15 protein-coding genes are annotated in these 23493 nt (G+C 60.4%); 14 read left to right on the plus strand and 1 reads right to left on the minus strand.

Annotated features, from left to right (window positions below):
- The first annotated feature begins 16 nt into the window (after positions 1 to 16).
- The 8 genes from ACQKIK_RS08600 to ACQKIK_RS08635 all read left to right on the plus strand — a co-directional run bounded on the left by ACQKIK_RS08600 (position 17) and on the right by ACQKIK_RS08635 (position 16416).
- Positions 17 to 1819, plus strand: a complete 1803-nt coding sequence (locus ACQKIK_RS08600) for an acyl-CoA dehydrogenase (protein ID WP_499135606.1) — start codon at positions 17 to 19, stop codon at positions 1817 to 1819.
- A 191-nt stretch (positions 1820 to 2010) separates the two neighbouring features.
- Entirely contained in the window at positions 2011 to 3756 is a 1746-nt protein-coding gene (locus ACQKIK_RS08605) for a potassium/proton antiporter (protein ID WP_064480753.1), read from the plus strand.
- A gap of 109 nt (positions 3757 to 3865) precedes the next feature.
- Entirely contained in the window at positions 3866 to 7168 is a 3303-nt protein-coding gene (mscK, locus tag ACQKIK_RS08610; protein ID WP_499135607.1) for a mechanosensitive channel MscK, read from the plus strand.
- Positions 7169 to 7248: 80 nt separating this feature from the next.
- On the plus strand, positions 7249 to 8709 hold the full coding sequence (gene selO / locus ACQKIK_RS08615; protein WP_499135608.1) for a protein adenylyltransferase SelO: 1461 nt from the start codon (positions 7249 to 7251) through the stop codon (positions 8707 to 8709).
- Between the two features lie 281 nt (positions 8710 to 8990).
- Positions 8991 to 9509 (plus strand): Hcp family type VI secretion system effector, encoded by a 519-nt coding sequence (locus tag ACQKIK_RS08620; protein ID WP_019339876.1) that lies wholly within the window; start codon positions 8991 to 8993, stop codon positions 9507 to 9509.
- A gap of 258 nt (positions 9510 to 9767) precedes the next feature.
- Entirely contained in the window at positions 9768 to 11936 is a 2169-nt protein-coding gene (locus tag ACQKIK_RS08625; protein WP_499135609.1) for a type VI secretion system Vgr family protein, read from the plus strand.
- Positions 11933 to 15142 carry a hypothetical protein gene (locus tag ACQKIK_RS08630; protein ID WP_499135610.1) on the plus strand — a complete coding sequence of 1070 codons (3210 nt, stop codon included), beginning with the start codon at positions 11933 to 11935 and terminating at the stop codon, positions 15140 to 15142. The genes ACQKIK_RS08625 and ACQKIK_RS08630 overlap by 4 nt, the downstream gene beginning before the upstream one ends.
- Positions 15139 to 16416, plus strand: coding sequence for a hypothetical protein (locus tag ACQKIK_RS08635; RefSeq protein ID WP_499135611.1), 1278 nt, complete (start codon positions 15139 to 15141; stop codon positions 16414 to 16416). Before ACQKIK_RS08630 ends, ACQKIK_RS08635 begins: the two co-directional genes overlap by 4 nt.
- Positions 16417 to 16701: 285 nt before the next feature.
- On the opposite strand, the gene ACQKIK_RS08640 is transcribed toward ACQKIK_RS08635, so the two are convergent.
- Positions 16702 to 17418 (minus strand): UTRA domain-containing protein, encoded by a 717-nt coding sequence (locus ACQKIK_RS08640; RefSeq protein WP_499135612.1) that lies wholly within the window; start codon positions 17416 to 17418, stop codon positions 16702 to 16704.
- 349 nt (positions 17419 to 17767) lie between these two features.
- On the opposite strand from ACQKIK_RS08640, the gene ACQKIK_RS08645 reads away from it, so the two are divergent.
- The 6 genes from ACQKIK_RS08645 (at position 17768) to ACQKIK_RS08670 (ending at position 23487) form a co-directional block, all read left to right on the plus strand.
- On the plus strand, positions 17768 to 18826 hold the full coding sequence (locus tag ACQKIK_RS08645) for an ABC transporter substrate-binding protein (RefSeq protein ID WP_499135613.1): 1059 nt from the start codon (positions 17768 to 17770) through the stop codon (positions 18824 to 18826).
- Between the two features lie 243 nt (positions 18827 to 19069).
- Complete coding sequence (locus ACQKIK_RS08650) at positions 19070 to 19873, plus strand: alkaline phosphatase family protein (protein ID WP_499135614.1); 804 nt, start codon at positions 19070 to 19072, stop codon at positions 19871 to 19873.
- Positions 19870 to 20781 carry an ABC transporter permease gene (locus tag ACQKIK_RS08655; protein ID WP_499135615.1) on the plus strand — a complete coding sequence of 304 codons (912 nt, stop codon included), beginning with the start codon at positions 19870 to 19872 and terminating at the stop codon, positions 20779 to 20781. The genes ACQKIK_RS08650 and ACQKIK_RS08655 overlap by 4 nt, the downstream gene beginning before the upstream one ends.
- A complete protein-coding gene (locus ACQKIK_RS08660) occupies positions 20768 to 21565 on the plus strand; it encodes an ABC transporter permease (RefSeq protein ID WP_499135616.1) in 798 nt (265 codons plus the stop codon). Before ACQKIK_RS08655 ends, ACQKIK_RS08660 begins: the two co-directional genes overlap by 14 nt.
- 267 nt (positions 21566 to 21832) lie before the next feature.
- Entirely contained in the window at positions 21833 to 22834 is a 1002-nt protein-coding gene (locus ACQKIK_RS08665; protein ID WP_499135617.1) for an ABC transporter ATP-binding protein, read from the plus strand.
- Positions 22834 to 23487: an HAD family hydrolase gene (locus ACQKIK_RS08670; RefSeq protein WP_021206430.1), complete on the plus strand. Its 654-nt coding sequence runs from the start codon at positions 22834 to 22836 to the stop codon at positions 23485 to 23487. The genes ACQKIK_RS08665 and ACQKIK_RS08670 overlap by 1 nt, the downstream gene beginning before the upstream one ends.
- Positions 23488 to 23493 lie beyond the last annotated feature (6 nt).

Consider the following 23493-nt stretch of genomic DNA (forward strand, 5'->3'; position numbering starts at 1 on the left):
AACGGAGGATTTTTCCATGCCCGAGACTCTGCTCTGCCCGCGTAACCTGGCATTCGAACTCTACGAAGTACTCGACGCCGAAGGCTTGACCCAGCGCGAACGCTTTGCCGACCACAGCCGCGAAACCTTCGACGCGGCCATCGACACCGCCCGCAGCATTGCCGAGAACCTCTTCGCCCCGCACAACCGCAAGGCAGACGAGAACGAGCCGATCTACAAGGACGGCGAAGCGGTGCTGATTCCGGAAGTGAAGCCAGCCGTCGATGCGTTCATCAAGGCCGGCTTTCACAACGCGTCGCGCAGCTTCGACGATGGCGGCATGCAGCTGCCCAATCTGCTTTCACGGGCCTGTTTCGCGCACTTCCAGTCGGCCAACATTGGCACCTCGTCATACCCGATGCTGACCATGGGCGCGTCGCACCTGATCGAGGTGTTCGGCAGTGACGAACAGAAACAGCGCTTTCTCCAGCCCATGCTCGAAGGCCGCTTCTTCGGCACCATGGCGCTGACCGAGCCGCACGCCGGCTCTTCCCTGTCCGACCTGCGCACCCGTGCCGAGCCTGCCGGTGACGGCACCTACCGCCTGAAGGGCAATAAGATCTTCATCTCCGGTGGTGATCATCCGCTGTCGGAAAACATCGTGCACATGGTGCTGGCCAAGCTGCCCGACGCCCCGCCCGGGGTAAAAGGCATCAGCCTGTTCATCGTCCCCAAGTTCCTGGTCAACGACGACGGCTCGCTGGGCGATCGCAACGATGTGATCCTGGCCGGGCTGTTCCACAAGATGGGCTGGCGCGGCACCACCTCCACCGCGCTGAACTTCGGCGACAACGGCAACTGTGTCGGCTACCTGGTCGGTGAGCCGCACAAGGGCCTGTCGTACATGTTCCAGATGATGAACGACGCGCGCATCGGCGTTGGCATGGGCGCGATCATGCTCGGTTACGCCGGCTACCTGTACTCGCTCAACTACGCGCGGGAACGGCCACAAGGCCGCCTGCCAGACGGCAAGAACCCGGCATCGTCGCAGGTCCCGATCATCCAGCACACCGACGTCAAACGCATGCTGCTAATGCAGAAAGCCTACGTAGAAGGCGCCTTCGATCTCGGCCTCTATGCCGCGCGTATCGTTGACGAAGAGCAGACCGCAGGGACCGAGGAAGAGCGCAAGAGCGCCCACGAGCTGCTGGACCTGCTCACCCCGATCGTCAAATCCTGGCCTTCGGAGTACTGCCTTAAAGCCAACGAGATGGCCATTCAGATCCTGGGCGGCCATGGCTACACCCGTGAGTACCCGGTTGAGCAGTACTACCGCGACAACCGACTGAACCCGATTCATGAAGGTACGCACGGCATCCAGTCACTCGACCTGCTGGCACGCAAGCTGACGCAGAACGGTGGCGCCGGGCTGCGCCAGTTGCTCGGTCTGATCCAAGGTACCTGCAAGCGCGCGGGCGAGTTCAGCTCGCTGGATGCACTGCGTCAGCCGTTGGAGCAGCTCCTGGCGCGCCTGACCGAGGTCACCCAAGCGCTGCTCGGCGACCTGATGGCTGGCAAGATCAACCAGGCACTGGCTAACTCGGCCCTGTACCTCAAGGTATTCGGTCACGCCGTGATCGGCTGGCGTTGGCTGGAGCAGGCGATTCACGCCGAGCAGGGGCTGGCGAAGGGCAACGAGGCGGACGTCGATTTCTATCGCGGCAAGTTGCAGGCCGCACGCTACTTCCTGACGTGGGAAGTGCCAAGCTGCCGTCACGAACTGGATCTGCTGGCTGGTCGTGACGACACCTGCCTGACCATGCAGGAAGACTGGTTCTGACCTGCTGCCCGACACGTTGTACGTGTCGGGCGGCCACTATCATTCGAGACGCCGTTTATCGGCGCCACCTCCTTACCCGAAACGCCCGTCGCTCCGCCGGGCTTTTTTGACAGCACGTCAAAACCGCGGGTTAGAATCGCTGGCATGCAGCCTGCATGCTTGCCAGCAGCACTAACCTTCGGAGAGCGCGTTTGGATATCGGCAACATCAACCAACTGTTCTTTGTCGGTGCTCTGTTGGTTGCGGCGAGCATCCTGATGAGCTCTCTGTCGACACGTCTCGGCGTGCCGATCCTCGTCATCTTTCTCGCGGTCGGCATGCTCGCGGGCGTCGACGGTATCGGCGGCATCGTCTTCGACGACTACTCGCTGGCCTTCCTGATCAGCAACCTGGCCCTCGCGATCATCCTGCTCGATGGCGGTATGCGCACCCGCGCCGCCACCTTCCGCGTCGCACTCTGGCCGGCGTTTTCGCTGGCTACAGCAGGGGTGGTTGTCACGTCCGGCCTGACCGGTCTAGCTGCAGCCTGGCTATTTGATCTACCCATGATGCAAGGCTTGCTGATCGGCGCCATCGTCGGCTCGACGGATGCCGCCGTGGTGTTCAACCTGCTGAACGGCCGGGGGCTCAACGAACGGGTCGGCTCAACATTGGAAATCGAGTCGGGCAGCAACGACCCGATGGCGATGTTTCTTACCGTCGCGCTGATCGACATGCTCGCCTCCGGCCAGACTGGGTTCGGCTGGGGCTTTTTCATAAGCCTGCTGCAGCAGTTCGGTATCGGTACCCTGCTCGGCCTTTCTGGCGGCTGGCTGCTGCTGCACCTGATCAACCGCCTTTCTGTCGCGGACGGGCTCTACCCGCTGCTGGCCGTCGCTGGCGGCATCATGATTTACGCGCTGTCCGGCGCCATCGGCGGCAGTGGCATTCTGGCGGTCTACGTCTGTGGCCTGCTGCTGGGCAACCGCCCCATCCGCAACCGTCATGGCATTCTGCACATGTTCGACGGCCTCGCCTGGCTCAGCCAGATCGGCATGTTCCTCGTGCTCGGCCTGCTGCTCACGCCCAGCCAGCTGTTGCCCATCGCCCTGCCGGCGTTGGCCCTTTCACTGTGGATGATCCTCTTCGCCCGCCCACTGGCAGTGTTCATCGGGCTGGCACCGTTTCGCAGCTTCCACCTGCGTGAGCGCCTGTTCATTTCCTGGATCGGGCTGCGCGGCGCGGTGCCGGTGATTCTCGCGGTATTTCCGCTGATGGCCGGGCTGGAAAACGCCCAGCTGTTTTTCAACGTGGCGTTCTTCATCGTGCTGGTTTCGCTGCTCCTGCAAGGCACCACGCTGACCTGGGCTGCGAAGAAGGCCAAGGTCGAGGTGCCGCCCTCGCCGCTGCCGATCTCCCGCGCCGGGTTGCAGATTCACACGACCAGTCAGTGGGAACTGTTCATCTATCGCCTGACCGCCAAGAAGTGGTGCATCGGCGCCGCGCTGCGCGAATTGAAGATGCCCACTGGCACACGCATCGCTGCCCTGTTCCGCGGTAAGGCACTGCTGCACCCATCGGGCAGCACGCGCCTGCAAGTCGACGACATCCTTTGCGTCATCGGCCACGAAGAAGACCTTCCGGCGCTCGGCAAGCTGTTCAGCGAAGCCCCGCAGCGCGGCCGAGATATGCGCTTCTTCGGCGACTTCATACTTGAAGCGGAAGCCGAGATGAGCGCCCTTGCGGCCCTGTATGGCCTGAAACTGGGCGAAGTCGACGGCAGTCAGCAGATTGGCGACTTCATGGCCGAACGCGTCGGCGGCAAGCCGGTTACGGGCGATCAGATCGAATGGAACGGCCTGACCTGGACAATCGCCGCCATGGAGCATGGGCAGGTGCGCAAGGTTGGCCTGAAGTTTCCCGAGGGCAACAAACCGGGTCCATCGCTGCATTTCTGAAGCGCTGTACAGCCGCGACGCACCGAGCCAGAGCGTTCCGATCTATGGGCTCGCCTCGGCCTTCTGCAGCCCTTAGACTCCGCACTCTTTTCTTCACTCGATAATGTTCATGGCACCCTTGCGTATCTTCTTGCTGGCGACCCTGCTCGCCTTCGTTCCCGCTTCGGCATTCGCTCAATCCATTCCAGGCCTGACCGGCACCAAACCGGCCGCCGAAGAGGCGAAACCTGCACAACCGAGCGCTGACGAACGTGCTCAACGCCTTGCGGAACAGGCCGCGACCGCGCAGCAGCGACTAACCGAACTGAAGGCCGAACTCGCCAGCGCGCCGAAAGAAATCGCCGAGTCCCAGCGAGACCTGAGCAAACTCAAGGCCAGCGACACCAGCGATCTGGTCGAAAAGCTGGCCAAACTGAAGATGCCAGCCCTCGAGCAACGCCTGGCAGAGCGTGTCGAGGAGTTGTCGATCTGGCAGACAGCGCTGACCGCGGCTAACAGCATGATCATCAGCGCGCAGACGCGTCCCGAGCGCGCTCAGGCCGATATCAGCAAGTCGCAGATGCGGATCGACGAGATCAATAACTTGCTCAAGGCCGGCCGCGAAAACGGCAAGCCACTGAGTGATGAACGCCGCGCCCTGCTTGCGGCGGAAAAGTCCGCCCTCAACGCGCAGATCGAACTCCGTCGCAACGAACTGGCCGGCAACAGCTTGCTGCAGGACCTGGGCATTGCTCGCCGCGATCTGCTGTCCGAACGCATCGCCCGTGCCGAGCGCGAAACCATGGCGCTGCAGACGGCAATCAACAACAAGCGCCGGGAAGAATCCGAACAGACCGTCGCCGAATTCTCGCTAAAGGCCGAGAAGACCGGCTCCGACAAGCTGCTGCCGGCCGAAAGCGCCGAGAACAAGCGTTTGTCTGGCTACCTCTTGCGAGCCACCGAGCGGCTCAACGACCTTACCCAGCAGAACTTGCAGACCCGCCAGCAGCTCGACACGCTCAACCAGGCCGACCAAGCACTGGAAGAGCAGATCGCCGTTCTTGAGGGCAGTCTGCTGCTGTCGAAGATCCTCTCGCAGCAGAAACAGGCCCTGCCGCAGCTCTCGCTGGATAGCAACCTGGCGGATGAGATCGCTGATATTCGGCTCTATCAGTTCGAGCTGAACCAGCGCCGCGAAGCCGCCGGCAACGTCGAAGACTATGTAGAGCAACAGCTGGCCAGTCAGCCTCCCAGCGAGGTGACTCCCGAATTACGCAGTGCGTTGCTGGAGCTGGTTCGCACGCGCAGCGAGCTGCTCGATCGACTCAACCATTCTTTGAACGCTCTGCTGAGCGAGTCGATTACGCTGCAGCTGAACCAGCGCCAACTGCAGAGCAAGGCCGAAGCCCTGCGCAATACGCTGGACGAGCAGATGTTCTGGATCCCCAGCAATCGGCCACTCGATCTGGACTGGTTCAAGAACGTGCCCACGTTGCTCGACCGCCAGTTGCGGGCGATGCCCTGGGGTTCGGTGTTCGAAGCCTTAGGCGCGGGCCTGCTGGAGCGGCCACTGTTCTTCGTTCCGCTGTTGCTGATGATCGGCGTGCTGCTCTGGCGCCGTCAGGCGATCAACACCAAGTTGGACTCGCTGAGCAGCGACATCGGGCATTTCCGTGACGACAGCCAGCTGCACACGCCAATGGCGCTGCTGCTGAATCTGTTGCTGGCGCTGCCGGGCGCATTGTTTCTCGCGCTGTGCGGTTACCTGCTGCAGATGGACGGGCGCGGGCAGAACGACGCCCTCGGCGCCGCGTTCTATCAGATGGCGCAGGCCTGGTTGGTGTTCTATAGCGCGTATCGGATGCTCTCGCCCAATCGGGTCGCCGAAACGCACTTCGGCTGGTTCCGTCCGCAGGTCACCTTCCTGCGCAACGAAATCCGACGGCTGGGGCTGGTGGTCATGGCCCTGGTGGCCGTGGTGGCGATTGCCGAACATCAACCGGGCAATCTAGTCGACGATGTGATCGGCATCGTCGTGGTCCTGGTCTGCTTCGCATTGATGAGCTGGCGCCTCACGCGCCTGTTGCTTAAAGGTCCGGCCAGCCAGAACGCGTCACCGCTTCAGCGCTTCATCGGTCTGCTGTTCAGCCTCCTGCCGCTGGTGCTGATACTGGTGGTGGGTTTTGGCTATTACTACACGGCGCTGAAACTGACCGGGCGCTTGATCGATACCTTGTATCTCCTGCTGGCCTGGATCGTCATCGAAGCGACGCTGATTCGCGGGCTGACCGTCGCTGCTCGCCGACTTGCTTACCAGCGTGCCCTGGCCAAGCGTGAAACTCAGCCCGACGAGCCGATAGACAGCAGCGAGGCAAGCGGTGAGGACGGCCTCGATATCGAGCAGGTCAACCAGCAGTCCCTGCGCCTGACCCGCCTGGCGATGTTCGGCCTGTTCTTCGCGGTGCTCTATTGGGTCTGGGCGGATCTGATCAGCGTGGTCTCCTACCTCGATAACGTCGTGCTCTACGAATTCGTCAGTGGTGCTGGCGACACGGCTACGACCAATGCCATCACCCTGAACAACCTGCTTGGGGCTCTGCTGATCGTCGCCATCACGGTGGCCCTGGCGCGTAACCTGCCGGGTTTGCTGGAAGTGCTGGTGTTATCAAAACTGCACCTGGCGCAGGGCAGCGCCTATGCCACCACGACGCTGCTGTCGTATCTGCTGGCCGGCATCGGCTTCGTCTCCTTCCTGTCGACGCTTGGCGTCAGCTGGGACAAGCTGCAGTGGCTGGTGGCGGCGCTCTCGGTTGGCCTGGGCTTCGGCATGCAGGAGATCTTCGCCAACTTCATTTCCGGTCTGATCATCCTCTTCGAACGTCCGGTGCGGATCGGCGATGTGGTGACCATCGGCAATCTCTCAGGCACGGTCAGCCGGATTCGCATCCGTGCCACCACCATTACCGACTTCGACCGAAAAGACATCATCGTCCCAAACAAGACCTTCATCACCAGCCAGCTGGTGAACTGGTCCCTGAGCGACACCATCACCCGCGTGACGATCAAGGTCGGCGTCGCCTATGGATCCGATCTGGATCTGGTGAAAAAACTGCTCTACAAGACCGCGAATGAAAACCCGCGGGTGTTGAAGGAGCCGGAGCCGCTCGTATTCTTCCTGACCTTTGGCGAGAGCACGCTCGACCACGAGCTGCGCGTCCACGTACGCGACCTCGGCGACCGCAACCCCGCCACCGACGAGATCAACCGGGCCATCGACCGCGAATTCGCCAAGGCCGGTATCTCGATCGCCTTCCGCCAGGTCGATGTATTCCTGAAAAACTTTGACGGCAAACAGCTACACCTGGGAACCGCGCCACGGCTCGCTCAGCCCGATAACCAGGGCGCTACGCCGCCCACCGACAGTCAGGCCTGAGGAACGTCACCTCCTTTCCCGGCCTCCAAACACAAAGCGCGCCCGCACAGGGCGCCGAACCGCAAGGTGCCGGAGCCCCCGTGAAGACGCTTACCGAGCTGAATTTCGACAACCGCTTCGCCCAGTTGGGCGAGGTTTTTTCTTCTGAAGTCACGCCCCAGCCGCTCGAAAACCCGCGCCTGGTAGTGGCCAGCGAAGCCGCCATGGCCTTGCTCGATCTCGACCCGGCAACCAAGGACGATCCGCTGTTCACCGACCTGTTCGCCGGCCACAAGCTCTGGAGCACGGCGGAACCACGTGCGATGGTCTATTCCGGCCACCAGTTCGGCAGCTACAACCCGCAATTGGGCGATGGCCGTGGTCTGTTGCTCGGTGAGGTGGTCAACGAGGCGGGCGAGCATTGGGATCTGCACCTCAAAGGCGCCGGCATGACGCCCTATTCCCGCATGGGTGACGGCCGTGCCGTGCTGCGTTCATCAATCCGCGAGTTTCTTGCCAGCGAGCACCTGCACGCGCTGGGTATTCCCAGCTCCCGCGCGCTCTGCGTGACCGGATCGGAGACACCGGTCTACCGCGAACGCCAGGAGCGCGGCGCGATGTTGATGCGCCTCGCGCCCAGCCACGTCCGCTTCGGCCACTTTGAATTCTTCTACTACACCAAGCAGCACGACGAATTGAAGAAGCTGCTTGATCATGTTGTCGAAAGCCACTTTCCCGAATGCCTGGAGCATCCAGAGCCATACCATGGTTTCTTCCGTGAAGTGCTGGAGCGCACCGCGGAAATGGTCGCCAAATGGCAGGCTTATGGCTTCTGTCATGGCGTGATGAACACCGACAACATGTCCATTTTGGGCATCACCTTCGACTTCGGTCCTTACGCCTTCCTCGACGACTTCGATGCGCGCTTCGTCTGCAACCACTCCGACCATGCCGGCCGGTATTCTTACGAGAATCAGGTCCCAATTGCGCACTGGAACCTCGCCGCGCTGGCGCAGGCGCTGACGCCCTTCATCGCCATCGAGCAGCTGCGCGCGACCATGGACCTGTTCCTGCCGATCTACGAAACGGTGTGGCTCGATCTGATGCGCAAACGGCTCGGCTTGCAGACCGCCGAGGAGAGCGACAAAGTGCTGATCCAGCGCTTGCTACAGCTGATGCAGAGCAGCGCCATCGACTACACGCGCTTCTTCCGCGAGCTCGGTGACAGCCCGGCAGAGAAGGCTCTGGCTCGGCTGCGTGAAGATTTCGTCGACATCAAAGCCTTCGATGAATGGGCCGCGACCTACCGCCAGCGTTCCGAGCGCGAAAGCGTCGATCACGAGGCGCGCCGGACCCGTATGCAGGCAGCCAACCCGAAGTACATTCTGCGTAACTACCTGGCGCAAAAGGCAATCGAGGCCGCCGAGGCAGGCGACTACGGCCCTGTGCGCGAGCTGCATGGGGTGCTTAGCCGCCCCTTCGACGAGCAGCCAGGCATGGAGCACTACGCCGAGCGCCCGCCGGAATGGGGCAAACACCTGGAAATCAGCTGCTCGTCCTGAGCCATGGCGCTGCGCAGAATGCTGCGCAGGCTTTGGCTTAGGGCGATCGCCCTGTAGTTGTGAAGCGAACAATGGCGGGTGCTAGAGAGACATGCGCCAAATGTTGCGCAACTGCGGGCAGGATGTTGCCCAACTAAATGTGAGCGATGGCGCAGAGCAAACGGCCGAGACCACAGCGGGCAAACCTAACCTATTGAAACGTAAGGATTAAATATAGCTGGCACGCGCCTTGTACTTATTCTGCTGCCATTCTGGCATTCAACAAGGCAAGGAGAGCGTTCATGCCAACACCCGCGTATCTGTCCCTCGAAGGCACCAAGCAAGGCCTGATCACCGCAGGCACCTTCACCGAGGACTCGGTCGGCAATATTTTCCAGGAAGGACACGAAGACCAGATTCTGGTGCAGGCTTTCCAGCACCAGGTGATCATCCCGCGCGACCCTCAGTCCGGCCAACCCACCGGCCAGCGCGTGCACAAGCCGCTGATGATCACCAAGGTGTTCGACAAGTCGTCGCCGCTGATCTTCAACGCTCTGACCTCGGGTGAACGCCTGAACAAGTGCCGCCTGGAGTGGTACCGCACCTCCTCCACCGGTACTCAGGAGCACTACTTCACCATCGAACTGGAAGATGCGGTGATCGTCGACGTGCAGTCGCGCATGCCCAACTGCCAAGACCCGAACATGTCCCACTTCACCCATCTGGAAGACGTGTACTTCACCTACCGCAAGATCGTTTGGACCCATGAAGTCTCCGGTACTTCTGGCTCCGACGACTGGCGTACCCCGATCTCGGCATAAGCCTCGATCAGGCCTCGCGGCCACGGTTAATCCACATCGGCCAGGTTTACCTGGCCGATGCGTTTCCAGCTGACGCATTCGGCAAACAACGTAGTGCTTCACACGGATATTTCGCCAAAAGGGCGAGAATAGCTGCCAGATTTCTGCGGAACTGGATGCCTCTCCAATCCGCGCTACGGCATGCCAGAAATACAGGCGATGCCGCCTTGCGAGCCATTACCGGCTCGCCGCCATGGACTGGTTACAAAGGAACAGGGAATGTTCAATCCGGCTAACGACACGCACTTCAGCCTTGCGATTGAAGGCGCTCAATATGACTTGCAGGTACTCGAATTCAAGGGTCGAGAGGCTATCTCGCAGCCCTTCGCGTTCGACCTCGAACTGGTCAGCGAGCGCTCCGATATCGATCTGGAAAGCCTGCTACATCAGCGCGCCTTTCTAGCCTTGTCGCCTGCCGGCAAGGGTATCCATGGCTTGATCTACAGCGCAGCGCAAGGCAATTCAGGCAAACGCCTGACGCGCTATCGCGTCACCTTGCGTCCGCAGCTAGCCTATCTATCTCACCGCACCAACCAGCGCATCTTCCAGCACCTCTCGGTGCCGCAGATCATCGCCAAGGTTCTAGAAGAGCACGGCATTCTCGCCGGAGACGGCCACCGTTTCGATCTTGGCCCGGTGGTCTATCCCAAGCGGGACTACTGCGTTCAATACGATGAAACGGATCTTCAGTTCCTCCAGCGCCTCTGCGAGGAAGAAGGCATTCACTACCACTTCCAGCACAGCGATGCCGGCCACATGCTGGTGTTCGGTGATGACCAGACGGTATTTCCGACACTTGCCTCGGTTGCCTATCAGCAGGACAGCGGTCTGGTTGCCGATGAGCCGGTCATCAAGCGCTTTGGCGTGCGCGTCGAGACCCGCGCCGGGTGCGTCACCCGCCGCGATTACGATTTCGAGAAGCCCCGTCTGACCATGGAGGCGGCGGTTAGAAGCAACACCCAGCCCGACCTTGAGGATTACGACTATCCCGGCCGCTTCGTCGACCGCGAGCGAGGCAAGCATCTATCCCGGCGCGCGCTGGAACGCCATCGCCACGACTTCGAACTGGCTGAGGGAGAAAGCGACCAGTCGCTGCTGGTCTGCGGCCATTTTCTACCACTCAGCGATCATCCGCGCGGCGACTGGAATCAGCTATGGCTGCTGACTGAAGTTTTCCACGAAGGCAAGCAACCTCAGGTGTTGGAAGAGTCCGTCACCGATTCTTCAGACATCGCCGCGCTGACTCCCTTTCCCCTAAGTGGTGGGGAAAGGGAAGCCCGGCTAAGGGATGAGAGGTCCCTTGCCAACAACGACTTCACCCAAGGCTACCGAAACCAGTTCACTGCGACCCCTTGGGCTGTCCCCTTCCGCCCCGCACTTCGCCACCCCAAACCACGCATCCTCGGCAGCCAGAGCGCGGTCGTAACCGGCCCGGCCAGCGAAGAGATCCACTGCGACGAATACGGCCGAGTGAAGGTGCAGTTTTTCTGGGATCGCGAAGGCAAAGCCGATGAGCACACGAGCTGCTGGTTGCGTGTCAGCTCAAGCTGGGCCGGCGACCGCTATGGCGGAATCGCCATCCCACGCGTGGGGATGGAAGTGCTGGTGACCTTCCTCGAAGGCGACCCCGACCAGCCTCTGGTCACCGGCTGCCTGTACCACAAGGAACATGTCGTCCCCTATGACCTGCCGGCTAACAAGACCCGCAGCGTGTTCAAGACCCTGAGTTCACCCGGTGGCGGCGGCTACAACGAACTACGCATCGAAGACCGCAATGGCGCCGAGCAAATCTATATCCATGCCCAGCACGACTGGGACGAGAACATCGAACACGACCAGAAGATCCGCGTCGGCCACGAACGCCACGACACCGTCGAGGCCAACAGCTACAGCGAATTCTGCGCCGAAGAACACCGCACCACGCACGCCGACCGCCGCAGCGAAATCAAAGCAGACGACCACCTGACCGTCGGCAATAACCAGCACGTCAAGATCGGAACCGGCCAGTTCGTCGAAGCCGGCAACGAAATCCACCTTTCCAGCGGGCTCAAAGTAATACTCGAAGCCGGCAGCGAACTGACCCTCAAAGCCGCGAGTAGCTTCATCAAACTCGACGGTAGCGGCATCACCATGGTCGGACCGATTATCAAGATCAACTCCGGCGGTGGACCGGGCGGCGGTTCGGGGGCGGCTCCAGTGTTACCGATCATTCCCAAGCCCGCAGATACCGCACCGACCGGCGATAAGACCGGCCAAGCCAATATCAATCCGCTGTTGCCGCTGGCAAGCCTAGGTCAACAAGGGCCACAACAGCTGATCGTCGATGTATGGGGCGACCCGGCCTTGGGCGGCCAAGTACAACTGCTCGACCCGGAGGAGGAAGCATGAGCGAGCTGAAGGGCCAGCCCATCAAGCAGGGCACCCGCAAGCGCGCGGAATACGACAATGCGCGCCGTGCGCGGCTCGCGCTGAATATCGGTCGCGCCGACGGCGGCGAGCTGCAGATCCCGGTCGAAGTAGATATGCGCAGCAATGAGGAAGAAGAGAATATTCAGCAGAATACCTTCCTCGCAGTCATGCCGATGGCGCGCTTGCCGGGCTACGATCGCTACGACGAGGCCCCCAAGGGCGGCTTGCTTAGAGCAGGAAGACTGTACGTGTTCCGGCAAGGGAAACTTTGGCGCGAGCTGGAAAGCGACGGCCATGGGCAATTCTTCGAAGTGGATATAGTCCATTGGCGAAAGACGGCCAAGGCAGGCGGCAAAGCGGATGAGCGCAAGCCCGTCGGCGTCAAGCAGTATCTGATCCTTGTGCCGATGCTGCTGAAAGGTCGTTTCGTGGGGGACGAATTCTCCATGGCCTACAGTGAGCTGCCCTGGGCCTGGGAATATATTCAGTGGCTGGAGGCCAGTTCCGGGCGCATCAAGCAACGCTGTCAGAACGTAGCGCCCGCCTGGGCGGCTGCCGTGGTAGGCCCCGAGCAATGGAAAGCCACCCAGGCGATGCCGGTCATCCCGATCACACGCATCAGTAAAGGCATGTGTGCCCGCGAACTGCACCTTGAAACCCTGCTCGAAGATCCCTTGCTACTCAATACCGGCCTTACCGAGTTGCCCGCCGGCTCGCTGGTTAAGCAGCTCGAACAACGGCAAAAAGAGTTGGCTGGCTTTATGCGCACTGCGCCACCTGATCCTCTGCCAGTATTGCCGGCAAACAAAGACCTGCTCAACGAATACCAGTTGCGCGACTATCCACAACTGGTCGGGGTGATGCTCGACGACCCCATCTTCGCCCTGCGCCATGCCGTCGCCCAGTCGCGGCTATGCGCGGAACTGCTGCAAACCCTCAACGCCCTGGTGCCGCACCAACCCTTCGGCCGTTATGCCGAGTTGCTCTACAAGGAGGCCATGCCAGCTGATGGCCCTCTACAAGAATTTAAACGGCATATCGATATTGCAGCGCTAAAGAAAGCCACCCTGCACAGCGAACGCGAACAGGCCCGCGAACAGCTTTACCATCAGCAGGAGCGCATGCTTGAGTTGGTCAAACGCCTGCCAGCAGTGTGGAACGATTTCCTCCACAGCCACGACGAACGTCTGCTGGAGCCTTATGCCCAACTGACCGAACTGCTGGAGGTCCTCAACCGCTCGCCCAAGGGGTGCGATCCGCGCTGTATCGAAGCGCAGGATATGAAAGTCAGTGCGGCCGTGGACAAACTCAGTCGCCAACTGGTCGAGGCCACCCATGCGCTGACAAAAGGCTTGTTGGCCAATGCCCAAAACGAGTTGCCAGAAGCCGCCAAACGTCTACAGGCCCTTGCGGCCAGCGGTATCGCCGTCAAGCCGGAGCGTTTGGGCCTGAGTGCGCTGAGCTTTCTCAACAATGCCTACATCGGCCAGAACCTGATGTTGGCAATGGATGAACTGCTCAACCATGTTGCTACGGCCAGCGCATTAGCGGTCAAGCGCATCAGCGAAGGCGCTAGCGTTACCCAGATTCAACTACACCGCAGTTTTGCTCCCACCTTCGGCGTACTGAAAAATCTGCATAGCCAAGCGAAAGGGCTGAAACTGCTGACCCAAGGCGAAGCCCTGGCCAAGAACATGGTCGTGCTGGGCGTGCATGGCGATGGCTTTAGCTTCGGCATCACCGCCGCCGAGCGCATCACCCTGACCCGCGACAACTATCTATATGCCAGTCTGGAAAAGAAAAACGGCCAGGTGATCGCCACCAGCAGCGGCAAGCTGGCCGAGCGCCTGAACTTTGCCCGTAAAGACCTGGGCCAGGTCATGGTGGTGGCTGCCGAAGCCAACGATCCCCTGGTCGCCGACTATAAGCAGTGGCGCACCGGCGCCGCCCACCTGAACACCGCCAAGGCCCTCGCCAATAGCAAGACGTTGCCCGTACTGGCGACTGTGTGTGCGGGGTTTAGTTTGTATGCGAATCTATGGGGAGCAAAAGACTTAATCAGCCAAGGCGAGGTAGAACGATGGACCATTGGCGCAATGGGCGCTACAGCAGATCTTGGGTTAGCCAGTAATAACGTTGCGCTCAAATTGCTAACCGATGCCAAGCGTAGCGGCAACCCATGGCATGTGTTCTGGGAGCGAGGCCGCTTTCAAACCTCAGGCTTCTGGGCCGAAAACCTGCTAAAGCGTACTGGCAGCACATGGCTAAATGTGTCGCGTGTCGGCTCGGCTGTGGCCATGGGAGTAACGGCTTTCTTGTTTGCGTGGGACGCCGGACGCGCCCTGCGTGACGGCGACGACGATGTCGCCATGGCTAATATGATCGCCGCCAGCGGCTCGGGTATCTGGGCGCTCTATACCGTTGGTCTGCTAGCCAGCCCCTGGTTGCTGGGGCTGGGGATCGGTCTGCTGGTGGCCGGTGTGATTGGCACCGTATTACTAGCCGATGGCGCGGTGGAACAGGCCATCAAGCACGGCCCCTTCGGCACCAAGCAGCGCCTGCCGCAGATGAACAACCCCTTGCAGGCTTACCAGCAACTGCTGGGGGCTCTGGGCGAGCCCCGCGTCCATATTGAGCGGCTACAGTTCTGGCAGGACAAGGCCAGTGCGGCGGACAACGCTCGCCTGCTCGATGCGCAAACAAGCGCGCGTGGTTACCTGGCACGGCAAGACTGGGTGGTCGAATTGAGCACCCCGCTGCTGGGCCAGTTCCGCAATGGCCTCGACTTCCGCCTAATCGCCAAGGAAGTGCTGCGCACCCGTGGTCATACCTCGGGTTGGACCTACCGTTACCAGCCTATCCCCAAGGAAAAGCTTGGCGCTGTGGTGCTCGACGGTAATCGCTTGCTCTTTGTGCTGCCTGCACAATTTGTTGTGGCCTCAGCAGATGACCCGCTGCGCTACAGGCAAGCCATCGAATACAGCCTTAAGGTCTGTGGGCAGTTCGAACTGGGCGAAACTATGTGCCACGCGGACGATACCTTCCCAGGCTATAACCGCATCACGCTCCCCCAGCCAAAGCCGCGTAGCTGGCAAGCGTTTGCAGCGCAGATGCCCACAGACGGCGACAATGCCGATGACGTGGCCTACTGGCTGATTACACAACGGGACTTTGCCAAAATATGAATGCCTCCGTTAAACCGACAGCAACTTATGCCGATTCGGCCTACTGCAGCAACGCCATTCCGGTTCAACCACCGCATAAGTGGCCGCAGGATGCCGACCGTACTGGCCCGACTCGGACGCAATTGCGCTGGGGGCACTATGCCAATCTAGTGCCTTCGCAGGATGTAGATGCACAGTTGCAGCCCGGTATGCGTGACTATCTAGACAAAAAAAAAGAAAATGACCTTTATATTAATCAAAAGCGCTGGAACTTCGATAACACCAGCAAGTGGATGATTCTGATTCCCTATTTAAAATATGCGTCAATGCTTTTTATACCGTGGATGCTGTGGGGGGTTATGACTACAGAAGCTCTCGCTGTAACTATAGCGTGGGCGGCAGAAATAAATAGCGCCAACTCATATGTCGTCATTGGCTTTCTCTCCATTTTAGTATCTTTTTTATTTATGGGTCTTAGTGCTTGGTATGTGTGGGGCGGCGATAATCCGCGCTATAAACAATATCTAATCCATGTTACATCTGGCTTTTTAGTGGCGCTAATAGCCTCTCTAGCAACCTTTGAGGACTCCTCGTCCGGTACAGATATGTTCTGGCTTTGCGCTGGCATGGCCCTTAGTGTCTTTATGGGCCTAATCGGCTGGGATTACTTACAAGACCTTTACCTGCGCATATTCGCTCACGATGGCAGCGGCTTTAACCGCCAGACCGGCATGCTCACTATTGGCAGGCGCTTTCAAAAACCCTTTAGCGCACCGCTCTATGAGTTCGATGCCACCCTGGAATTCCGCCCCGGCCCGCACGGCAACAGCGGCTTCGCAATTTGGCTGCACCACCGCTACACCTCGGTCGAGGTGTTTCTCGGCGCTAAAATCCAATCCCTGGGCATGAACCTGGAAGAAGCTCTGGCGTTCTGGGATACGCTGCAGCGCTATATGGACGTGACCCAACCCTTACCCGAACTGCCGATTCTCGAACAGTTCCGCCACCTCGACCCGACTACCGCCGAACACGACCGCCAGAGCAAGCGCGACCCGCGCCGTTGGCGTGATATGCCTTACCGGGCCTGGGAGCGCCGTGGCCGTGCGGAAATGATAAAGCGCAACCGCGACTACAAATGGCAGGAACAACCCTGCATCATCCAATCCAAGATCGACCCCGGCCTGAGCATCGAAGCCTACTACCGCAGCCAGGAAGCCAAGGGCATCCAGGCCACGCCCAAGGGCGACGACTTCGATGACGTCCATCAGCATCACATCGGCACCGAACGCAGCTGACGAAAAATGGAGCGCTGCTGGCAGCAAATACCGCTAATGACCGGAAAGGTGACAGTATTTGGTGCTGAACGCCGCCTGCGCCGTACCGCCGTTATTAACACGGCCCGACGACCATGGCGCCCGATATCGTTGAGACCGATCTGCCACCATTCAGGCGTTACTCCGCTGCCCAGGTAGGCTGACCAAGCGTAACCCTGCATACGCTCTGGTCTCGGCAAATCTAAAACCGCCCCGCTGCACGCCGGAGGTTAATCCTATAAACAGACCAGCGAATCAGCATTCGCCCTACTCCGGCACCTCCACACACACATGAATCGCATCATGCCGCCAGTACTCCACATCGCAGTCAATGATCCGCTCATGCTGATCGCGGTTCAGACGGATGATGCGCAGGGCAGGGCTACCGGGGGCGGTGCGCAGGGTTGATGCGGCTTCCGGGTGGAGGGCGGTGGGGACCATGTCGAAGCGGACGCGACCGTAATGGATGCCGTATTCGCTGGCGTACAGCTCGGTAAGTGAGCAGGTCAGGTCGTACTTCAGGATGCCGGGGAAGTGGACTGGGTTCAGGTAGTGCTCGACGTAGAGTACAAGGCGGCCGTCGATGCGGCGTGCGCGGCGGATCTGGATGACGCTCGATAACGCCGCAAGCTCCAGGCGCGAACAAATCTCCGCAGTAGCGGGCTGCAGCCTTGCCGACAGCACCTCGGTAGCAGGCAAACGGCCCTGTTCGCCCACCATCGCGTGGAAATGGCTACGCACCAATGGGTTGTAGAGCACCCGCGGTGGCGACACGAACCAGCCACGACGGTCTTCGCGATAGATCATGCCGAGTGATTCCAGCTGCCCCAAGGCTTCGCGTAGCGTGATGCGTGTGGTGGCGAACAGCTCACTGAGCTTTCGCTCGGACGGCAACTGCCCGCCCGGCTGCAGCAAGCCATGGCGGATCTGCTCCTGTAGCGAGCTACAGATCGCCGTCACCGTCCGCGGGACTTCATCGCGCATCTTCTTTTCTCACTGGACTATACCAAGGACCAAGGCGGGGCACGGGCTGCCGTCTTTTCCCAGTTGATGGCGGGTAACGCTAGAGCGTAACGATGACTGTCGCATGACAATGCAGCGGCAAAAACAGCCCGCGGACCGTATAGACAACGCGGTGCACTACGGACAAAAAAACTGTGCAGGCCTTTTCAGGCAGGGTTTTGCGCGTGCGCTAGGCTTGTTACGGCACTCCTGTCGCAGTGTCGCCCGTTACGGCGATGGCGGAGGCAACGACATCAAACTGTCACTTGCACCCCCTAGTTTGGTTGCATCGAACTGATCTAGACCAACCGACCTGCGAAAGGAGCTTCGAATGAAACGACTGCTGCTGGCTTCACTACTGGGATCAGCCATCGCCCTGGCGACATCGGCGAACGCTGCACAAACGGATCTAAAAGCGCTCGAAGAGGCGGCTCGCGCGGAAGGTGAGGTCAATAGCGTCGGCATGCCGGACAGCTGGGCCAACTGGAAGGATACCTGGCAGGACCTTGAGCAAAAGTACGGTCTCAAGCATATGGACACCGACATGAGTTCGGCCCAGGAGATCGCCAAGTTCGCAGCCGAAAAAGACAACGCCACGGCCGACATCGGTGACGTCGGCGCGGCCTTCGGGCCGATCGCCGTTCAGCAAGGTGTTACCCAGCCATATAAGCCCACTACATGGGACCAGATTCCCGAGTGGGCCAAGGACAAGGACGGGCACTGGATGCTGGCCTATACGGGATCCATCGCCTTCATCGTCAACACGCAGCTGGTCAAGGATGTGCCGACCTCCTGGGCCGAGCTGAAGGATGGTCAGTACAAAGTCGCCATCGGCGATGTCAGCGCTGCTGCACAAGCTGTCAATGGCGTACTGGCCGCGGCCATCGCCAATGGTGGGGACGAGACGAATATCCAGCCGGGCCTGGATTATTTCGCCGACATCGCCAAGCAGGGCCGCTTGTCGCTGTCGAACCCGACGATCCAGACACTGGAACGCGGCGAAGTGGAAGTGGGTGTGGTCTGGGACTTCAATGGCCTGTCGTACCGCGACCAGATCGACCCCAGCCGCTTCGAGGTCGTGATTCCGTCAGATGGCTCGGTGATTTCCGGCTACACGACCATCATCAACAAGTGGGCCAAACACCCCAACGCCGCTAAGCTCGCCCGCGAATACATCCTCTCCGATGCCGGGCAGATCAACCTGGCCAAGGGCAACGCCCGCCCGATCCGCGCCGAGCACCTGACACTGCCCGCCGAGGTGCAGGCCAAGCTGCTGCCGAACGAGCAGTACGTCAAGGTCAAGCCGATCGAGAACGCCGATGCCTGGGAAGCAACTTCCAAGGCTCTGCCGCAGCAGTGGCAGGAAAACGTGATCATCGAAATGGAGTGATCGGCTGCCAACCGACAGGATCGTAAGGTAGTGAGCGGCGCCCCACTTCAGCCTGCCAGCACGCAGGCGGTGGGCTGAAGCCCACCCTACGACGCGCACCAGGTGTGCCGGAAGACGGGTTGGGTCGGGTTTTTGTAGGGTGGGCTTTAGCCCACCAGAGAAAGTCCCGCAGAAGAAACGGTGGGCTGAAGCGGAGCGCCGGCCGGCCCACCCCACGGCCCACTCCTGATAAGGAAATGTCCAATGGGAAAAGCCATCCTCGTTGTGCTCGACGGCCTCAGCTATCAGGTCGCGGAGCACGCGATCGGCCATCTACAGGCCTATTGCATGGCCGGCCGTGGAGCGCTGTACCGTTTGGAATGTGAATTACCCGCGCTGTCTCGCCCCCTTTATGAATGCATCCTGACCGGCGTGGCACCAATCGACAGTGGCGTCGTGCATAACGACGTGGTGCGGCTATCCACCGAGCGCAGCATCTTCCATTACGCCCGCGACGCGGGTTTGAGTACAGCGGCCGCGGCCTATCACTGGGTCAGCGAGCTCTATAACCGCGCGCCCTTTGTGGCGGCACGCGATCGTCATAGCGAAACGCCCGAACTGCCGATCCAGCATGGTCACTTCTATTACGAGGATCACTACCCCGATTCGCATCTGTTTGCTGACGCGGAAAGTTTGCGGCTGCGGCTCAGTCCCGACTTCCTGCTGGTGCATCCGATGAACATAGACGACGCCGGCCACAAGCACGGTCTGGATTCGCCCCAGTACCGCAACGCCGCGCGCCGCGCCGACATTCTCCTCGCCGACTACCTGCAGCACTGGCTGGACGATGGTTACCAAGTGTTGGTGACGGCCGATCACGGCATGAACAACGACCGCTCCCACAACGGCCTATTGCCCGAAGAGCGTGAGGTGCCCCTGTTCGTTCTGGGTTCAGCATTCAGCCTCGACCCCGCCGCACGACCGAAACAGACCGAGTTGTGCGGAACATTATGCGAGTTGCTCGGTGTGGCCCATGACAAACCACTGTGCCAGGACCTGCTGAAATGAGCGCGCCGCTTGAAGACAACCTCAAGACCGCCGCCATTCGAGACGGTGCTGCCCCTAGAATCGCAGACCGTCGGGCGCCGCGCGGCAAATGGCTGGCGCTGCTCTGCCTGCTGCCGTTCGCCGTGTTCTTTTTCGCCTTTCAAATAGCTCCGCTGCTGTGGGTCACACTCAACAGTCTGCACACGGCGGACGGATGGAGCCTGGCCAATTTCGAGAAAGTCTTCGGCTCCAAGTTCTATCTACAGGCTATCAAGCACAGCTTGCAGATCGCCTTCTGGTCGAGCCTGTTCGGCATCGTCATCGCCATCCTCGGTAGCTACTCGCTGCGCCAGGTCGATTCGAAGTTGCGCGACTTCGTCATGGCCTTTTCCAACATGACCAGCAACTTCGCCGGGGTACCGCTCGCGTTCGCCTTCGTCATTCTGCTCGGCTTCAACGGGGCGCTGACGATCCTGCTCAAGCAGGCCGGCATCATCGAGGACTTCAATCTCTACTCCAAGACCGGCCTGATCGTGCTCTACACCTACTTTCAGATCCCGCTGGGCGTGCTGCTGCTCTACCCCGCCTTCGATGCACTGCGCGAGGATTGGCGCGAGTCAGCCTCGTTGCTGGGTGCGGGCAGCTGGAGCTACTGGCGCTATATCGGCCTGCCGGTACTGACGCCGGCACTGCTGGGCACCTTCGTCATCCTGCTGGCCAATGCGCTGGGCGCCTATGCCACGGTGTATTACCTCACCACGGGCAATTTCAACGTATTGCCGATCCGCATCGCGGCGATGATTTCCGGTGACATTTCCCTCGATCCGAACATGGCGAGCGCATTAGCGATGGTGTTGGTTGGGTTGATGGGCGTGATCACCGTGGCGCATCAGCTGCTGCTCAGGAGGAGCTACCATGCGGGCCGCTGAAGCGAAACGCGGTGCGCTGTACCACCGCATGGTGGTGTGGCTGCTTTTCTTCATCCTGTTACTACCTCTAGCAGCGACCTTTCTCTACTCGATCTCAAGCAGTTGGTCAGCGACCATCCTGCCGGACGGGCTGACGTTCGACTGGTATCTGCAGCTTTGGAGCGAGGAGCGCTTCCTACGCGCATTCGCTCAGTCCTTGCTGGTCTGCCTTGGGGCGTTGGCCCTGGCGGTGGTGCTGATCCTGCCGCTGCTGTTCGTGGTGCATTACCACTTCCCGAAACTCGACGGGCTGATGAACATCCTGATCCTGCTGCCCTTCGCCGTGCCGCCGGTGGTGTCCTCGGTCGGCCTGCTGCAGCTCTACGGCTCGGGGCCGCTGGCGATGGTCGGTACGCCCTGGATCCTCATTGGCGCCTACTTCACCATCGCGCTGCCATTCATGTATCGCGCAATCAGCAATAACCTCCAGGCGATCAACCTGCGCGATCTGATGGATGCGGCCCACCTGCTCGGCGCCAGCACCTGGAAAGCGGCGTTTCTCGTGGTGCTGCCGAACCTGCGCAAGGGGCTGATGGTGTCGCTGTTCCTGTCGTTTTCGTTTCTGTTCGGCGAGTTCGTCTTTGCCAACCTGCTGGTCGGCACCCGCTACGAAACCTTGCAGGTCTATCTGAACAACATGAAAAACAGCAGCGGCCATTTCAACAGTGCGCTGGTGATCTCCTACTTCTTCTTCGTACTGGTATTCACCTGGGCGGCGACCCGGTTGAATCGGGAAAAGCCTTGAGGGGAAGTGTTTGCAAGAGGGCCTGGCTAGTTTGTTCGGTGGGCTGAAGCCCACCCTACGTGACTCACCGGGCGTACCGGAAGGCGTGCCCAGCGGTTTTTGTAGGGTGGGCTTTAGTCCACCAGAGAGAGCCCCGCCGAAGAGCCGGCGGGCTGAAGCCCATCCTACGGAATAGCAGCGTGGCGCTGAAACGGAGCACCGCCTGGCCAACCCTTTTTTACGACAGGCCCCGGCCACCGCTGCGGCTATTCGAGACAGGAACACTCCATGAGCTACCTTTGCGTTCGTAACCTGCACAAAGCCTATGGCGACACCCAGGTCTTCAGCGATATCGATTGCGAGATCGCCAAGGGTGAGCTGATTACATTGCTCGGCCCCTCAGGCTGTGGCAAGTCCACACTGCTACGCTGCATCGCCGGTCTGACCGAGGTCGACGGTGGTCAGATCTTGCTGGATGGCGAGGATCTAGTGCCAATCTCACCGCAAAAGCGCCAGATCGGCATGGTGTTCCAGAGTTATGCGCTGTTTCCCAACATGACGGTGGAGCAGAACGTCGCCTTCGGCCTGCGCATGCAGAGCATCGCCCGAGACGAGAGCACACGGCGGGTGAGCGAGGTGCTGGCGATGGTCGAGCTGAATGATTTCGCCCGTCGTTACCCGAGCCAGCTTTCCGGCGGCCAGTGCCAGCGCGTGGCCCTGGCGCGTTCGCTGGTGACCCGCCCTCGCCTGTTGCTACTAGACGAGCCCTTGTCAGCGCTGGATGCGCGCATCCGCAAGCATCTGCGTGAGCAGATCCGCGCGATCCAGCAGGAGTTGGGACTGACGACCATTTTCGTCACTCATGATCAGGAGGAAGCCCTGACCTTGTCGGACCGCATCCTGCTGATGAACGCCGGCCGCATCGTCCAGAGCGCCGATGCCGAAACCCTCTACACCGCACCAGTGGATGCCTTCGCCGCCAGCTTTATCGGCAACTACAACCTGCTCGCCCCGGACATCGCCTCGCGATTGCTGCAACGCCCGGTTGATGCGCAGGTGGCGATCCGCCCGGAAGCCATCGCGCTGAGCAACTCGGCCGACGGCGGCAGCAACATTGCCGCCGTGATCAAAAGCCACAGCCTGCTTGGCAACGTGATTCGCTACCGCGTCGAAGCACGCGGAGTTGAACTGCTGGTCGATGTACTGAATCGCTCCGCCGCCGATCTCTTTCCCCGCGGCAGCCAGGTTGGCCTTACCATCGACGCTTCGGCAATTCACGAGGTGGCTTGATGGCCCTGGCAATTTTCGACCTGGACGAAACACTGATAGACGGCGACTGCGCCAGCCTTTGGGCCCATGAAATGGCCAAGATCGGCTGGGTGGATGGAGAATCCTTCCTGCGCAAGGATGCCGAGCTGATGGCTGAATACGCCTTCGGCACGCTGGCGATGGAAGACTACATGGCCTTCAGCCTGACGCCCCTGGTAGGCCGCACGGCTGAAGAGGTGGACCATGTCGTCGAGCCCTTCGTCGAGGATGTGATCGAGCCGCTGATCTATAACGACGCCATGCGCTGCATCGCCGAGCATCGCAAGGCCGGCGACCGCATTTTGGTGATTTCCGCTTCGGCGGAGTTCCTCGTCGGGGCCGTTGCCGAACGCCTCGGGATCAGAGAAGTGCTGGCCATTCAGCTGGAGGAACAACACGGCTTCTACAGCGGCAACACCCGTGGTGTGCTGACCTACCGTGAAGGCAAGGTGACGCGGTTACGTGAGTGGGCAGAGGCGGCGGGCGAATCGCTGGAGGGCGCGCACTTTTACTCCGACTCGATCAATGACCTGCCGCTGCTCGAGCAAGTGGCGCATCCGCATGTGGTGAACCCCGACCCGCTATTGCGCGAACAAGCCGAAACCCGGGGATGGCCTCAGCTGACCTGGACCTGATGCGCA

The organism is Pseudomonas sp. NPDC047961 (assembly GCF_050272435.1).
In the GTDB taxonomy this organism is placed as follows: Bacteria; Pseudomonadota; Gammaproteobacteria; order Pseudomonadales; family Pseudomonadaceae; genus Stutzerimonas.

Excerpts from the sequence above, each read along its gene's own strand:
- ACQKIK_RS08600 (WP_499135606.1), top strand. The coding sequence starts at position 17 with ATGCCCGAGACTCTGCTCTGCCCGCGTAACCTGGCATTCGAACTCTAC.
- mscK (WP_499135607.1), top strand. The coding sequence starts at position 3,866 with ATGGCACCCTTGCGTATCTTCTTGCTGGCGACCCTGCTCGCCTTCGTT.
- ACQKIK_RS08620 (WP_019339876.1), top strand. The coding sequence starts at position 8,991 with ATGCCAACACCCGCGTATCTGTCCCTCGAAGGCACCAAGCAAGGCCTG.
- ACQKIK_RS08625 (WP_499135609.1), top strand. The coding sequence starts at position 9,768 with ATGTTCAATCCGGCTAACGACACGCACTTCAGCCTTGCGATTGAAGGC.
- ACQKIK_RS08630 (WP_499135610.1), top strand. The coding sequence starts at position 11,933 with ATGAGCGAGCTGAAGGGCCAGCCCATCAAGCAGGGCACCCGCAAGCGC.
- ACQKIK_RS08635 (WP_499135611.1), top strand. The coding sequence starts at position 15,139 with ATGAATGCCTCCGTTAAACCGACAGCAACTTATGCCGATTCGGCCTAC.
- ACQKIK_RS08640 (WP_499135612.1), bottom strand. The coding sequence starts at position 17,418 with ATGCGCGATGAAGTCCCGCGGACGGTGACGGCGATCTGTAGCTCGCTA.
- ACQKIK_RS08645 (WP_499135613.1), top strand. The coding sequence starts at position 17,768 with ATGAAACGACTGCTGCTGGCTTCACTACTGGGATCAGCCATCGCCCTG.
- ACQKIK_RS08650 (WP_499135614.1), top strand. The coding sequence starts at position 19,070 with ATGGGAAAAGCCATCCTCGTTGTGCTCGACGGCCTCAGCTATCAGGTC.
- ACQKIK_RS08655 (WP_499135615.1), top strand. The coding sequence starts at position 19,870 with ATGAGCGCGCCGCTTGAAGACAACCTCAAGACCGCCGCCATTCGAGAC.
- ACQKIK_RS08660 (WP_499135616.1), top strand. The coding sequence starts at position 20,768 with ATGCGGGCCGCTGAAGCGAAACGCGGTGCGCTGTACCACCGCATGGTG.
- ACQKIK_RS08665 (WP_499135617.1), top strand. The coding sequence starts at position 21,833 with ATGAGCTACCTTTGCGTTCGTAACCTGCACAAAGCCTATGGCGACACC.
- ACQKIK_RS08670 (WP_021206430.1), top strand. The coding sequence starts at position 22,834 with ATGGCCCTGGCAATTTTCGACCTGGACGAAACACTGATAGACGGCGAC.